Below are 14,478 nucleotides of genomic sequence, written 5' to 3'. Positions count from 1 at the left end.
CATATGGGGCAAAGACGTAAAGTCATTTTAGTGACAGACGGAGATATATATGCTGCCAAAACGATTGAGCTTGTCGCTAAAAAAGTCGGCGGACGATGTATTTCTAGCTCAAAAGGGAATCCGAGCAAACGGACAGGACCTGAACTTGTCCAGATGATTTTAAAGACGCCGTATGATCCAGTGTTTGTCATGTTTGATGATTCTGGTTTGACGGGTGAAGGAACAGGGGAGACGGCGATGAAGCATGTGGCGTGTCACCCTGAAATTGAAGTGATTGGAGCCATTGCAGTTGCATCTAAGACGCATCAAGCCGAATGGACCAAGGTGCATGTCTCCATTGACCGGGAAGGTGAACTAACAGAATACGGTGTCGACAAACACGGACTTCCAGAAATGGAGCCACATAAAATGAGCGGGGATACGGTGTATTGTCTCGACTCACTCCATCTTCCGTTTGTTGTCGGGATTGGGGATATTGGCAAAATGGGACGGAAAGATGATCTGAGCAAAGGATCTCCAATCACGATGAAAGCAGTTGAGTTAATATTAGAAAGGAGTGGTTTCCATGAAGAAAGACAAGGTAAACGTGTACCGAGACCCAAAGAAAAATGAAGATTACTTCAAGGATAATGTCGGGATGGGTCTCAGCTTCGACCTTGGCGTTCGGAAAATCTATATACATGATCAGGAAATCCAACTTTACTATGTAAACGGATTGTGTGATACGCAGTATGTCATCTATTTATTAAAAGAACTGATTGAAATCAATGACAGCGAACCTGAATCAGATGACCTCGCTCGTGTGGTCGAGAACCGCCTTGTCAATCAGCAGGTCTCAAAAGTTGAAACGCTGGATGAAGCAGTAGATCAAGTGCTGTCGGGACTTGTGGCAGTCGTTGTAGAAGGTGAAAACTACGCATTTATCATTGATGTCAGGAGCTATCCTGGCAGAATGCCAGAGGAGCCGGATACAGAAAAGGTTGTCAGAGGAGCAAGAGACGGGTTTGTCGAAAACATTATTGTGAATACAGCGCTCATTCGTAGAAGAGTGCGAGATGAAAAGCTGCGATACAAAATGCTCAAAGTAGGCGAACGTTCAAAAGCAGATGTATGTGTTTGCTACATTGAAGACATTGCGGATCCAGATCTTGTGGATATCATTGAAAAAGAAGTGTCAGGTATCAAAGTCGATGGGCTGACGATGTCTGATAAAACGATTGAAGAATTTATTATTAAACAAGGCTATAATCCCTTTCCGCTTGTAAGATACACCGAGCGCCCAGATGTAGCTGCTAATCATATATTAGAAGGGCATGTCATCATCATTACCGATACATCGCCTAGTGTCATCATTACTCCAACCACAATTTTTCATCACGTTCAGCATGCAGAAGAATACCGCCAGGCACCGGCAGTAGGCACGTTTCTAAGATGGGTACGCTTTTTAGGCATATTATGTTCCACCTTTTTATTGCCAATTTGGTTTCTGTTTATCCTAGAACCAAATCTCCTGCCTGACAATTTAAGCTATATTGGGTTTAACAAGCCTTCACATATCCCTGTTATTCTCCAAGTATTTCTTGCTGATTTTGGGGTGGAGTTCTTAAGAATGGCAGCAATTCATACGCCCACTGCACTGTCGACCGCCATGGGGCTGATTGCGGCCGTTTTAATTGGACAAATTGCCATCGATGTCGGTTTATTTACACCGGAGGTCATTTTATACGTCTCACTAGCAGCCATCGGCACATTTACAACACCGAGCTATGAACTGAGTGTCGCCAATAAGATCGTGCGACTCATCATATTAGCACTAGTGGCGATCTTTAAGCTGAATGGACTCATCATTGGTTTTACCTTGTTACTCATTTATTTAACATCCATTCGTTCATTGCAGACGCCTTATATGTGGCCGTTCATTCCTTTTAATGGAAAGGCTTTGTGGCAAGTGCTGATTCGGACGTCTGTTCCGGGCTCAAAAGTAAGGCCAAGCATCGTACACCCTCAAAACAGATCAAAAATTCCGCCAAATTCTTAGCGCTCATTGAAAGTGGCTGAAGATTGTGATATTGTATTTTTAACTTTGAGAAACGGCAAAAGGCAGCTCACGTAGCTGTCTTTTTTCAGCCGAGGCGGAGAAAGAGGGAATGACATTGTATTTACACGGCACTTGCAGACAAAATGAACTCGGTCATTTAGAAATTGGTGGTGTTGATGCCGTTTCTTTAGCTGAAACGTATGGGACACCACTTTATGTATATGATGTGGCTTTAATACGGGAGCGCGCAAAAAGCTTTCAAAAAGCGTTTATAGAAGAAGAATTAACGGCGCAGGTAGCATATGCGAGTAAAGCATTTTCCTCTATTGCCATGTTTCAGCTTGCCAAAGAAGAAGGATTATCTCTTGATGTCGTATCTGGCGGAGAGCTGCATACAGCCATTTGCGCCGGATTTCCAGTAGATAAAATTCATTTCCATGGCAACAACAAAAGCAGAGAAGAATTAAAGATGGCATTAGAGTATGGGATCGGCTGTATTGTAGTTGATAATTTCTATGAAATGAAACTCATTGAACAGCTTGGTCAAGAGCTGTCAAAAAAGGTGAAAGTGCTGCTCCGTATCACGCCAGGTGTCGAAGCGCATACTCATGATTACATTACGACAGGCCAAGAGGATTCAAAGTTTGGCTTTGATCTTCATAATGGACAAGCAGACGAAGCGGTGAAACAAGTGATTGGGTCAGAAGTGATCGAGCTTTTAGGTGTCCATTGCCATATCGGTTCACAAATCTTTGATACGGCTGGTTTTGTCCTTGCAGCAGATAAAATCTTTATGAAGCTGGATGAATGGAGAGAATCCTTTGGCTTTATCTCCACAGTGTTAAACTTAGGCGGAGGCTTTGGGATCCGATATACAGCTGAGGATGAACCACTTCCTCCGACAGAATACGTTGAAAAAATTATCCAAGCTGTCAAAGCGAACGTAGCCCGCTATGAGTTCGTTATGCCGGAAATTTGGATTGAGCCTGGCCGCTCTCTTGTTGGAGATGCAGGGACGACTCTTTATACGATCGGCTCATCAAAACATGTACCTGGAATTCGTGATTATGTAGCCATAGACGGCGGAATGAGTGACAACATTCGCCCAGCTTTATATCAAGCGAAATATGAAGCAGCGAGTGCCAACAAAATGAGCCAAACGCATGATCGAACGGTTTCAATTGCAGGGAAATGCTGTGAAAGCGGAGATATGCTCATTTGGGATATCGACCTGCCAGAGTTATCACAAGGAGATTTATTAGCTGTCTTTTGTACAGGAGCATATGGCTACAGTATGTCAAACAACTATAACCGTATCCCGCGCCCGGCTGTTGTGTTTGTAGAAGATGGGGAAGCGCAGCTTGTAGTTGAGCGTGAAACATATGAGGACATTGTCAAACTGGATTTACCCTATCAATCAAAAGTGAAGTCATCTACTTAAAAAAGCTGCCTGATGATCAGGCAGCGTTTTTTATGAAATTTATTTTCCGCCAGTGAATACAGACACAATCGCGTTCCAAATGGAGACAAAGAAATCCCAAATCTTTTGTAGAAGGTTTTTACCTTCATCTGATTCTATGAATTTCGTAATCTTGTCTTTTGCTTTATCGATTTGAGACCCTACTTGGTTCCAATCGATATTGATGTTTTTCATTTTATTAAAGAGGGAGACTAGCTGATCCTTTTGCTCTTGCGTCAGATTTAAGTTCAAATCGGAAGCGGCTTGATCCACTTTTTCTTCCACTTCTTTTGTTGTTTTAGGGACACCGTTTTTCGCAATGTCATCTTTGATTTTTGCAATAAGAGCAGAAGCATTGTCTTTTCCGATGGAGTCACCCAATTTAGATGTTGTCACCAGCTCTTCGTTTGCGACCTGCTTCACATCTTCTGGAATGGCTTTGTCGCTTGACACTTCATAGGCTTTTAATAAACCCGTCAGCGCTGCTGTACCAGATACTTCAAACGGGGCAGTCACGACCACCTTCGCATCCTTGACACCTGCTGTCATTAAAGCATTTAAATACATCTCATCTGTAATCGTCTTAATGTTATGTGTATCCACAGTCAGACCAGTACCTGATTTTTCTATGGTGATGGATGAAGATGATAATGCTCTAGTCCCAATTTGAGAACGAGGGATGTACTTTCCTAAATATTCGTGCTCTTCTTTATTGGTTACTTCAATTTTTGTCGCATTTTCAGGTGGATTCAACTCGTCAAGCACCTTCTGGCGATCAGCCGGTGTTAAGTCTTGCCCGAGTGTGACGATGACATCGCCTACAGCTGCATCCGCTAAGCTGACTTTTGGCGCACCAATCAGTAAAAGGAGCGCTGCCATCATACCAAGCATCGTTTTTTTAAACATGTTGACCTCCTTCAAGTCGAGAGCGTTCCTCTTTCTAGAGAAACTCATCTTTTGAGTACACGTGTGAAGCGTACTCCAACATATAGACGTAACAAATCAGCCTGACGTTTCAATTTTCTTTTGAAGTTGTTTTGATCAGTCTAACTTCATGTACTTAGGAGAAAAGGATCAGGCTCTTCTATTTTAACAATGATGAGATGGGAGGTAAATAACATTCAAAAAGCAGGGGATGTTTAACATCACTGAAAATGTGCTATAATGAGCGTTGTTTAACCTGAAAGGAGAATGTGAAAAATGGCGAAAAAAGGATACATACAATTAACGAATGGAAAGAAAATTGAGTTTGAACTTTACCCAGAGGCTGCTCCAGGTACAGTAGCAAACTTTGAAAAACTAGCAAATGAGGGCTTCTACGATGGATTGAAATTCCACCGCGTGATCCCTGGCTTCGTCAGCCAAGGCGGCGACCCAAACGGTAATGGAACTGGAGGCCCTGGTTACACAATTAAATGTGAAACAGAAGGAAACCCTCATCAACACGAAAGAGGTTCATTATCAATGGCGCATGCTGGTAAAGACACGGGCGGCAGCCAATTTTTTATCGTACATGATCCGCAGCCGCATTTAAATGGCGTGCACACTGTTTTTGGTAAGGTAACATCTGGTATCGAGGCTGTTCTTGATATGGAGCAAGGCCAAGGTATGGAAAAAGTCGAAGTTGTAGATGCTTAATCCAAAACACCGCTTAATCGCGGTGTTTTTTGATTTATATCTTCATTTTAAAAGCGTATTTTGATCAATTTTTTTCAAAATGCGCTTTTTCTTTTTGAACAACCATGCACAGAACCTGTTTTTGTGATACGATAACAGAACAAACATTCGCACTTATGATTGTCAACCATACAGATGAAACACGAGTGACATCTGCAAATCATGAAAGCGTGTGGTCATGCTGAAAGAAAGCAGGAGATACTTTGAAACCATTAACAAAAGAAGAAAAAAATCAAATGATGATTGACATTCAGCGTTACTTTGCCGAAGAACGAGAAGAAGAGATTGGTGAATTAGCTGCCATCAATATACTAGAATTTATCACAAAAAATCTTGGAAGCTACTATTATAATCAAGGGGTTCGTGACAGTCGCAACATCGCTGTTCAGCGATCACAATTGTTAGAGGAAGACCTATTCGCACTCGAAAAAAGAGTCTAATCAAAAAGCCTACATTCTTTTGGTGTGTGTTTTACTAATGATAAAAAGGAAAGATACCCCCTTAATAAAGAACGCATATTCGTATCATATGTAATGATTAATAGGTGGAAACCAAAGGTCCGTCTCAATCGTTATATAAGTAACCATTAATGAAAAATTGCTCTTTTGGTTTTATTTCATCATGATAAGGAATAAAACATACAAAAAGGCGAAGTGCAGATGATGGAGGTTCTAAATATGGGGAAAATTAAATTAAAAATTGCGATCTTATTTGTTTTACTGCTTTGTTTAGGCGCAGGTTATTTATACATGAATGGCATGAAAATTGAAGATGTGCCAACAGCCATTGGCGAAAGCTTAACGAATAATGATAAAGATTACACAATCTATGAATATACCATTACGAAAATTGATGGAGATGAATATTACGGTCAAGCGAAAAACGGCACGAAAATCATTTTTAATGGAAAGAAATTTGAAGATGATGTCGCTGATTTGAAGAAAGGTGATCGTATCAAAGCCTACTTTAGTAATGAAAAAAGAATAGATGGTCTTATAAAAGTAGTAAAAGTCGTTAATTAACATGTCTCCTTTCCTATAAGGAGGCTTTTTTTATAAAATAAGTAGGGAAATCTTGATTGTTGCATTTGTCAAAAAGGATCGCTATAATAGCCCCTAAGGACAGCTGAATATCGATTGTATCCTTCGGGGCAGGGTGAAAATCCCGACCGACGGTAATAAAGCAAATGCTTTACAGCCCGTGACCCGTTAATTTATTAACGGTTGATTCAGTGAAAAGCTGAAGCCGACAGTGAAAGTCTGGATGGGAGAAGGATAAAGAAAGCTATGAACGAAAAATATTTGTTGATCATAGTTTTATTTCTAATGCAAAAAAACCAAAGCCCCGGAATTTTTTCCGGGGCTTTCTGTATGTACATGAGTATAGACGGCATGCAGTGCTTATTAGGTGATCCCTCATTTACCTTGTATGGACCATAAAAAGCGACGAAGGTGTTCAATCGATCACATGTCCCTAACATCGCTTTTTGATAAAGTGAGAAATACAAATGAAAGAGAAAGGGAGGATCACATGTTTACGGGAATTATTGAAGAAGTTGGCTCAGTCCAGTCATTAAGCAAAAAGTCAGCAGATGCCATGGAAATTGTCATAAAGTGCAGCCGTGTGCTAGAAGATGTTCATCTTGGAGATAGTATCGCGATCAATGGCGTATGTCTCACAGTCACAAGCTTTACAAAAGAACAGTTCACGGCAGATGTGATGCCTGAGACGGTGAAAGCCACATCACTGGATCACCTTACGTCAGGCAGTCCAGTCAATTTAGAGCGAGCGATGCCCTCGAATGGACGATTTGGCGGCCATTTTGTATCAGGCCACGTCGATGGGACGGCGATCATTACCCGAATAGAAAAGAAGAGTAATGCCATTTACTATGATTTAGAGATGGACAAGACCCTCACAGACATGCTCACCAAAAAGGGATCAATTGCGATAGATGGTGTCAGCTTGACCATTTTCGATTTGCGTGATGCACACGTCACAGTCTCTATTATTCCTCATACGCTTGAAGGAACTATTTTCCCGACTAAATCTATGGGGGATATAGTGAATATAGAGTGTGACATGATCGGTAAATATATTTATCGCTTTTTAACAAAGGAGCAAAACGGAAAGCAGCCATCCCGATTGACCCCATCATTTTTAAAAGAGCACGGATTCTAGGAGGCGATTGTATGTATCATTCAGTTGAGGAGGCAGTAAATGCCCTGAAACAAGGAGAAATCATTATCGTAGTAGATGATGAAGACAGAGAAAATGAAGGAGACTTTGTGGCACTTGCTGAGCATGCAACGCCGGAAGTCATTAACTTCATGGCTTTACATGGAAGAGGTCTCATTTGCACGCCGGTCCATGCGTCGATTGCCAAACACCTGGACCTGCATCCAATGGTAGAGCGAAATACGGATGCACACCATACAGCGTTTACAGTGAGCATCGACCATACGTCAACGACGACTGGTATTAGTGCCTTTGAGCGTTCAACAACCATTTTGGCCATGTTAAATAAAGACGCAAAACCAGAAGATTTTGCCCGCCCAGGTCATGTATTTCCGCTCATTGCAAAAGAGGGCGGCGTACTAGAAAGGCCGGGTCATACAGAGGCGGCCGTTGATCTTGCTAAGCTTGCGGGTTCAGAGCCAGCGGGTGTCATATGTGAAATTATGAATGTAGATGGATCAATGGCGCGCGTCCCTGAACTGAAGGAGATTCAAAAAGAACATGATTTAAAGATGCTTACAATAGAAGCATTGCAGACACATTTAAACAATAATCAAACAAAAACGATGGAAACAAAATAAAAATCACAAAAAAGGATGATGAACATATGAATACAATACAAGGGCATGTAGTAGCAGAAGGACTAAAATTTGCAATCGTAGTGGCAAGATTTAATGATTTTATTACAAGTAAGCTGCTAGATGGAGCAGAAGATACATTGCTTAGACACGGAGCAAACGGTGACGATATCGATGTTGTGTGGGTACCGGGCGCTTTTGAAATACCGTATATGGCAAAAAAACTAGCCGAAACAAAAAAATACGATGCGGTCATTACACTTGGAACAGTGATACGAGGCGCAACAACTCACTATGATTATGTTTGTAACGAAGCGGCCAAAGGAATTGCTCAAAGTGCCATCTCAACAGGGGTACCGATTATCTTTGGTGTACTGACAACAGAATCCATTGAACAAGCCATTGAAAGAGCCGGTACAAAAGCTGGAAATAAAGGCAGCGAATCGGCTGCAGCTGCCATTGAAATGGCCAACCTAAATCGAACGTTTCGTTAATTTAATGAAAAAGAGTTTAAAAACGGCATGAAAATGTTTATAATGTGTGATGAGCAAATGATTCATAAGACATTTGCTGGAAAATAGGACAATTTTAATATTGAGGGGTATATATGTTAATTCGTTACAAGAGGTCTTTTGAAAAAATTGCCATGGGACTTCTGTCCTTTATGCCGGGTGAGAAAGACGTCAAACAACTTCAGCAGACGATGAAGTCATATGAAATGGATGAAGATCGGCAGCTGTTCCTTTGGAAAGATGGCGAGGATATCGTAGGTGCCATTGGTGTGCTGAAAACAGACGACCAAGTGCAAATCGAGCATATTAGCGTCAATCCATCCCATCGTGATCAAGGAATCGGCAAGGAAATGATTTTAGCCGTGGAAGAGGTATTCAAAACCAAAACACTCATTCCAAATGAATTAACGCAAGGCTTCTTTCATAAGTGTCACAGTGAAACAAATTAAATATCACACATGTAAAAGCAGAGGCTACAGTCCTCTGCTTTTTTTACATTTGATCTGCTTTTCCCGTTCAAGCAATACATCTGTCCGGTCACGCAGTCTATGTTTTTCGATTAGAAACGTGTGGGATAAGTTACTTTCCTGTCCAAAGGTCAATCCTTCTTTTTGAGCCATTTCTCTGCATAAAGAAAGAAGTGCTTGATCTTTGATTGGAAGCATCACACTCTCGTAGGGCCTGTCTTCATCCATTTTCTTTTTCAGTGTCCTAAGAAGCAAAATAAACGCCTCATCATCAAGACCTAGGTTCGATAAAACTGGCCGATTTGCTTCTAACAAGTGAAGGCTGTTTGAAATAAGCCGTTTCGCTCCTTTTTCATTTCCCCGTCTTTGATGATACAAAGCAACAGCAAGCTGAATCAGGCCAACCCAATATGCTTTGCGCTGCTCCGGGGGATCTTCCTTCCAATATTCTTCAAGAATTTCATGACACTCAAAATAATCTCTTGTCGTATGAAATTCGTGTAAAAAAGCCACGTACGCTTCAGGATACACAGCGGTCATCTCCTTTTCCACTATCAGTCTAACACACCGAAAAGAAAAGAAGAAAGAACGTCCCTTAGTGAAAGGACGCTCTGTTTCTTTAATAAACCCAAGCCGCGCCAACGATGATCAGCAAGATGAAAAGCACGACAATAAGCGCGAATCCTCCGCCGAAGTTATAGCCATCTCCCATAATGATACGGCCTCCTTTTTTCATCAGTTCTGATTACAATGGTATTCTATGTATAAGTGCCCTCATTGGTATGGGCGATTCCACTGTTTTTCTTGTTTTGCCTAGGGCATCATGGTCGAAATTATATTGGACGAGAGCTTTATCCTGTCTTATACTAAAGGTTAGCCGGTGAAACGGTACTTAGAAGACAGTAGAAATGGTGAGAAAAGAATGCTGGAATATCAGGTGAAAATAGATTCGTTTGAGGGTCCATTGGACTTGCTTTTACATTTAATCAACCGTTTGGAAATTGATATTTATGATATTCCCGTCGCTAAAATTACGGAGCAGTATTTATTATATGTCCACACGATGAGGGAGCTTGAGCTCGACGTTGCGAGTGAATATTTGGTGATGGCTGCAACCCTCCTAAGTATTAAAAGCAGAATGCTTCTTCCGAAACAAGAGGAAGAGCTATTTGATGAAGACCTGCTCGAAGAGGAAGAGGATCCTCGAGAAGAGCTGATTGGCAAATTGATTGAATACCGAAAGTATAAAAATGCAGCGCAAGAACTAAAGGAGCGCGAAGAAGAAAGGCAAAATGCCTTTACAAAACCACCGAGTGATTTAAGTGAATTTGCAAAAGAAGCGGAAGCAAAGGACACAAACTTACATGTAACGGTGTATGATATGTTAGGTGCGTTTCAAAAGGTATTAAACCGAAAAAAAATAACGAAACCAGCTCCATCAAAAATCACAAGACAAGAAATTCCGATTGAAGACAAAATGAATGAGATTATGAACCATTTAAGAAAAACAAAAAAACGGACCAATTTCATGACTTTATTTCAACATGATCAAAAGGAACACCTTGTCGTGACGTTTCTTGCTGTTCTCGAATTGATGAAAAGTCATCACATCATGTTAGAGCAGGAAGGGAACTTTGAAGACATTTATATAATAGGGAGTGAAACGATTCATGACGCTTGATATCGTGAATTGGAAAGCCATCTTAGAAGCGCTGCTGTATGCAGCAGGTGACGAAGGCTTAACAAGAAAACAGCTCATGTCTGTTCTTGAAGTAGATGAGGCGGCATTACTCGATATGATGTCTGCCGTAAAGGAAGAATATCAAAAACAAGAACGTGGGATTGAGCTCATCGAATATGCAGATTCATATATGCTGCTGACTAAAAAAGAATACAGCATTTATTTAAAAAAATTAGTAGAGACACCTTCCAAAGGTTTGTCACAGGCAGCGCTGGAGGTGCTTGCCATTGTCTCTTATAAACAGCCGATCACGCGTAGTGAGGTAGAGGAGATCAGGGGAGTCAAATCAGAGCGGGTGCTTCATAGCCTAGTAGCCAAAGCGCTGCTCTGTGAAGTTGGACGTGCCGATGGCCCAGGACGAGCGATTCTTTATGGCACAACGCCTACCTTTTTAGAGCAATTTGGCTTAAAAGCCCTAGATGAATTACCACCGCTTCCAGAGAATGTTGAAGCAGATGGTGTGCAAGAAGAGGCGGATCTATTTTTTGAAAACTTCAATCAAACATTTGAAGAGATAAAATAGTTCAAAATAAGGAAAAATGTATGATAAAATATAAAAAGATTTTAGGTCTAAAATCTTTTAATGAAAGATAAAATGGTGACAAAGCCATGAGGGGAAGGTAAACACGAAACAAATGGCACATATGAATGTAAAGGCTCAAGTTGATCAAGCAGGCGTCTTTTTATTAAAGGTTGCAACTGAAGTGAATGGTTTTTTGAACGAAGCTACCTTGTCAAGCTTGAAACGATTAAACCCCGAAGCGGAAGCCTATTATTGTGACATATTGAGTACATTACGGAAGCTTGCAGTGTATAGCGAGGATGCAGCGGCAGTTTGCAAAAAAATCGGCCAGCAGCAGACATTCCCGCAGCAAGCGGCTCAGCAGACGCTTCACCGTATTTATCATCAATGTATTGAAGAATTTTTTACGCCGAAAAAGGATACATGGTATGAAGATAGCCGTTCGGCCTATACAGGGAAAAGCAGCATTGTTTTCCGCCATGAAGTATCGGCTGATGTAAAGCGATTATTTTCTTCATTAGAAAAAGACTTTTTAACAATGAGAGAAGAGCTAGAATATACGACATCTCATCAACAAATGAAAATGGTATAAGCAAGAATGAAAAGCGGCTCTAAATATAGAGGCGCTTCGATTGTTGACAGAGGGCTAAAATGATCTTTATTTTAGTCCTTTGTCTTCTTTTTTCAGCGTGATAGAAAACCTTTGAAGTCTAGGAAGGACGAGTACCGGAGCGGAGCGAATTTGACATTCGTGAGCACCGGCACGCAGGACTGACACCGAATGCGAGGGTTTGTCTACACGCTGAGAGCGGCTCTAAATATAGAGGCGCTTTTTTTATGGACGAGGCATCATAACTTTTTCAGCCGCGCATACACTTGTACAAAACGGACAAGGACGTGAATGAACATGCCCTATTTAAAAATTGGAACAGCAGTCCTTCTTCTATTTATACTCTTGCTGCCTTTTTCCTCAGCTGCTCAAGCAGACATATCGTTATCGGTGAGTGCAAGAAGCGCCATTTTAATAGATGGACAGTCAGGCAGAGTCCTATTTGGGAAGGACGAGCACGAAAAAAGGAGAATCGCCAGTATTACAAAAATTATGACGGCTGTATTAGCCATTGAATCAGGAAAAATGAAAGACACCGTCAAAATATCAAAACGGGCGATTCAAGCGGAGGGCTCATCGATTTATTTAAAGGAAGGGCAGAAGGTGAGCTTAGAAGACCTGACGTACGGGCTGATGCTGCGTTCTGGAAATGATGCAGCTGTTGCCATTGCTGAACATATTGGCGGCAGCTTAGAAGGCTTTATTTTTATGATGAACCAAAAGGCGTCTGAACTAGGAATGGAAAATACGAATTTTCAAAATCCACATGGGCTCGATGATCATAAAAACCATTATTCCTCAGCCTATGATATGGCGATTTTAACTAAATACGCTATGGAGCATAAACATTATCAAAAAATTGCCGGCACGACTTTCTATAAAGCGAAGACAATGGAAGGCTATTGGAAAAATAAAAACAAGCTGCTCACCGGTTTATATCAATATTCGACTGGAGGGAAAACGGGATATACGAAGCTTGCAAAACGCACGCTCGTCTCCACAGCTGCAAAAGGGGATGCTGCGTTAATTGCTGTGACCATTAATGCGCCGGATGACTGGAAAGATCATATCTCTATGTTTGAGTATGCATTTGATCACTATAAAACATATGTGCTTGCTGAAAAAGGAAGGCTTGCTTCGTTAAAAGGGACCTTTTACGAAAAAAAAGCGTTTATTCAGCGTGATGTGGACTATTTTTTAAATGAAGATGAGAAAAAATTAGTGGAGATTGAAACTGAAATGCTCACTCCCGAAAAGAAGTGGAAAAAAAACGCCGAAGCCATCCCAGATGTCGTAGGAAAAATGACGTTCTTATTAGATGGTCAGGTGATCGAGCAAGTACCGATTTTTTATGAAAATAAACGCAACCGAATGCCTCAAAAAAGCTTTCAAGAAATGTTTAAGTCTGTCTTTCAGACATCTATAGGCGGATCTTCATGGTCAATCTAATTTGGGTGTTTCTCACTGTCATCGGGCTTGTTTATGCGATGTTTAACGGAACGATGCAGGAAGTGAATGAAGCTGTATTTAAGGGATCAAAAGAAGCGGTCACCATTTCAATTGGTTTGATTAGTGTACTTGTTTTTTGGCTCGGACTGATGAAGATTGCAGAAGAAGCGGGGCTGTTAAACTTCCTTAGTAAATTGTGCCGCCCTTTTATTTCAAAGCTATTCCCAGATATTCCTCCTAATCATCCAGCAATGGGGTATATCCTGTCCAACCTCATGGCGAATTTCTTTGGTCTCGGGAATGCCGCTACACCGCTTGGCATTAAGGCGATGGAGCAGATGAAAACATTAAATGGCGGCAAAAATGAGGCGAGCCGATCTATGATTACATTTTTAGCTGTCAACACATCCTCTATTACACTTGTGCCAACAACCGTCATTGCCATTAGAATGACCTATGGCGCAGATCAGCCAACAGACATTGTTGGACCAACCATTTTGGCGACACTTATTTCAGGAATTGGTGCGATTATCATTGATCGCTATTTCCACTATCGCAGAAGCAGGCGGGGGTGATCTTGTGGCATTTATTAACTGGCTTTCACTTGCTTTGATTCCACTGATCATCGCAGGCATTTTGATTGCTGGAACCATCAAAAAAGTACCGACTTATGAAACATTTGTGGAAGGCGGTAAAGAAGGCATTCAGATTGCCTTTTCAATCATTCCATATTTAGTTGGTATGCTTGTAGCCATAACGATATTTCGTGCGTCAGGTGCACTTGACTTTGTCATGGGGTTATTAAAACCCATATTTACAGCGATTGGCTTTCCTACAGAGTTGGTGCCGCTTGCGTTTATTCGTCCGATATCAGGAACAGCTGCACTCGGCATGACATCAGACTTAATTGCGACATATGGTCCAGATTCTTTTATTGGCCAGCTCGCAGCTGTCATGCAAGGATCAACAGACACCACTCTTTACATTTTAACGGTCTATTTTGGAGCAGTCGGTATTAAAAAAATGGGGGATGCGCTGAAAGTAGGTCTGTTAGCAGATCTCATTGGTGTCATTGCATCTGTTATTATCGTCAGTTTGTTATTTAGCGGCGCCTAATCAGGCGCTTTTTTGTATTTAATGGATGGAAAACAGTTTTTTAGCTGAAATTAGACAGACGAAACGCTTA

Annotated in this window: 19 protein-coding genes and 1 riboswitch; of the genes, 16 read left to right on the top strand and 3 right to left on the bottom strand. The window is 41.3% G+C overall.

All coding sequences use genetic code 11. From position 1 onward, the window contains the following. Positions 1–3: 3 nt before the first annotated feature. The 3 genes from spoVAEA to lysA all read left to right on the top strand — a co-directional run bounded on the left by spoVAEA (position 4) and on the right by lysA (position 3,479). On the top strand, positions 4–612 hold the full coding sequence (gene spoVAEA / locus ACYH0L_RS10495; RefSeq protein ID WP_099726766.1) for a stage V sporulation protein SpoVABEA: 609 nt from the start codon (positions 4–6) through the stop codon (positions 610–612). Further along, positions 566–2,038, top strand: a complete 1,473-nt coding sequence (locus tag ACYH0L_RS10490; protein ID WP_268254708.1) for a spore germination protein — start codon at positions 566–568, stop codon at positions 2,036–2,038. The genes spoVAEA and ACYH0L_RS10490 overlap by 47 nt, the downstream gene beginning before the upstream one ends. 115 nt (positions 2,039–2,153) lie before the next feature. Further along, positions 2,154–3,479 carry a diaminopimelate decarboxylase gene (gene lysA / locus ACYH0L_RS10485; protein WP_230030544.1) on the top strand — a complete coding sequence of 442 codons (1,326 nt, stop codon included), beginning with the start codon at positions 2,154–2,156 and terminating at the stop codon, positions 3,477–3,479. 39 nt (positions 3,480–3,518) lie between these two features. Here the strand turns inward: lysA and ACYH0L_RS10480 are convergent, their stop codons facing one another. Then, entirely contained in the window at positions 3,519–4,403 is an 885-nt protein-coding gene (locus ACYH0L_RS10480) for a DUF1002 domain-containing protein (RefSeq protein ID WP_230030346.1), read from the bottom strand. A gap of 294 nt (positions 4,404–4,697) precedes the next feature. Here ACYH0L_RS10480 and ACYH0L_RS10475 point away from each other — a divergent pair, with 294 nt between their 5' ends. From ACYH0L_RS10475 to ACYH0L_RS10445, 7 genes are all read left to right on the top strand, one after another. Further along, positions 4,698–5,135 carry a peptidylprolyl isomerase gene (locus ACYH0L_RS10475; RefSeq protein ID WP_008359679.1) on the top strand — a complete coding sequence of 146 codons (438 nt, stop codon included), beginning with the start codon at positions 4,698–4,700 and terminating at the stop codon, positions 5,133–5,135. A 242-nt stretch (positions 5,136–5,377) separates the two neighbouring features. After that, positions 5,378–5,614, top strand: a complete 237-nt coding sequence (locus ACYH0L_RS10470) for a DUF2164 domain-containing protein (protein WP_099726770.1) — start codon at positions 5,378–5,380, stop codon at positions 5,612–5,614. A gap of 237 nt (positions 5,615–5,851) precedes the next feature. Continuing rightward, complete coding sequence (locus ACYH0L_RS10465; protein ID WP_008344451.1) at positions 5,852–6,196, top strand: hypothetical protein; 345 nt, start codon at positions 5,852–5,854, stop codon at positions 6,194–6,196. A gap of 115 nt (positions 6,197–6,311) precedes the next feature. Further along, positions 6,312–6,453, top strand: a riboswitch (FMN riboswitch). 251 nt (positions 6,454–6,704) lie between these two features. Continuing rightward, positions 6,705–7,355, top strand: coding sequence for a riboflavin synthase (ribE, locus tag ACYH0L_RS10460; protein ID WP_230030345.1), 651 nt, complete (start codon positions 6,705–6,707; stop codon positions 7,353–7,355). An 11-nt stretch (positions 7,356–7,366) separates the two neighbouring features. After that, entirely contained in the window at positions 7,367–7,993 is a 627-nt protein-coding gene (gene ribB, locus ACYH0L_RS10455; protein WP_326839033.1) for a 3,4-dihydroxy-2-butanone-4-phosphate synthase, read from the top strand. Positions 7,994–8,019: 26 nt separating this feature from the next. After that, complete coding sequence (gene ribH, locus ACYH0L_RS10450; protein WP_034318783.1) at positions 8,020–8,484, top strand: 6,7-dimethyl-8-ribityllumazine synthase; 465 nt, start codon at positions 8,020–8,022, stop codon at positions 8,482–8,484. Between the two features lie 113 nt (positions 8,485–8,597). Further along, complete coding sequence (locus ACYH0L_RS10445) at positions 8,598–8,951, top strand: GNAT family N-acetyltransferase (protein ID WP_099726772.1); 354 nt, start codon at positions 8,598–8,600, stop codon at positions 8,949–8,951. 24 nt (positions 8,952–8,975) lie between these two features. Here ACYH0L_RS10445 and ACYH0L_RS10440 read toward each other — a convergent pair whose 3' ends face one another. Further along, entirely contained in the window at positions 8,976–9,500 is a 525-nt protein-coding gene (locus ACYH0L_RS10440; protein ID WP_230030344.1) for a DUF309 domain-containing protein, read from the bottom strand. Positions 9,501–9,588: 88 nt separating this feature from the next. Beyond that, positions 9,589–9,681 (bottom strand): YjcZ family sporulation protein, encoded by a 93-nt coding sequence (locus ACYH0L_RS10435; RefSeq protein ID WP_012010430.1) that lies wholly within the window; start codon positions 9,679–9,681, stop codon positions 9,589–9,591. A gap of 210 nt (positions 9,682–9,891) precedes the next feature. Between ACYH0L_RS10435 and ACYH0L_RS10430 the strand changes: the two genes are divergently transcribed. The 6 genes from ACYH0L_RS10430 (at position 9,892) to ACYH0L_RS10405 (ending at position 14,408) form a co-directional block, all read left to right on the top strand. Next, positions 9,892–10,650: a segregation/condensation protein A gene (locus tag ACYH0L_RS10430; protein ID WP_099726774.1), complete on the top strand. Its 759-nt coding sequence runs from the start codon at positions 9,892–9,894 to the stop codon at positions 10,648–10,650. Then, positions 10,640–11,233, top strand: coding sequence for an SMC-Scp complex subunit ScpB (scpB, locus tag ACYH0L_RS10425; RefSeq protein ID WP_099726775.1), 594 nt, complete (start codon positions 10,640–10,642; stop codon positions 11,231–11,233). The genes ACYH0L_RS10430 and scpB overlap by 11 nt, the downstream gene beginning before the upstream one ends. 112 nt (positions 11,234–11,345) lie before the next feature. Next, positions 11,346–11,825, top strand: coding sequence for a YpuI family protein (locus ACYH0L_RS10420; protein ID WP_099726776.1), 480 nt, complete (start codon positions 11,346–11,348; stop codon positions 11,823–11,825). A gap of 315 nt (positions 11,826–12,140) precedes the next feature. Then, on the top strand, positions 12,141–13,292 hold the full coding sequence (locus ACYH0L_RS10415) for a D-alanyl-D-alanine carboxypeptidase family protein (RefSeq protein WP_099726777.1): 1,152 nt from the start codon (positions 12,141–12,143) through the stop codon (positions 13,290–13,292). Next, positions 13,280–13,867 carry a nucleoside recognition domain-containing protein gene (locus ACYH0L_RS10410; RefSeq protein ID WP_099726778.1) on the top strand — a complete coding sequence of 196 codons (588 nt, stop codon included), beginning with the start codon at positions 13,280–13,282 and terminating at the stop codon, positions 13,865–13,867. The genes ACYH0L_RS10415 and ACYH0L_RS10410 overlap by 13 nt, the downstream gene beginning before the upstream one ends. Before the next feature lie 4 nt (positions 13,868–13,871). Then, on the top strand, positions 13,872–14,408 hold the full coding sequence (locus ACYH0L_RS10405) for a spore maturation protein (RefSeq protein WP_099726779.1): 537 nt from the start codon (positions 13,872–13,874) through the stop codon (positions 14,406–14,408). Positions 14,409–14,478: the final 70 nt, after the last annotated feature.

The organism is Bacillus sp. MC1252 (assembly GCF_056838025.1).
The sequence above is the reverse complement of the archived record's forward strand: the minus strand, read 5'-3'. Positions and strand labels throughout refer to the sequence as shown.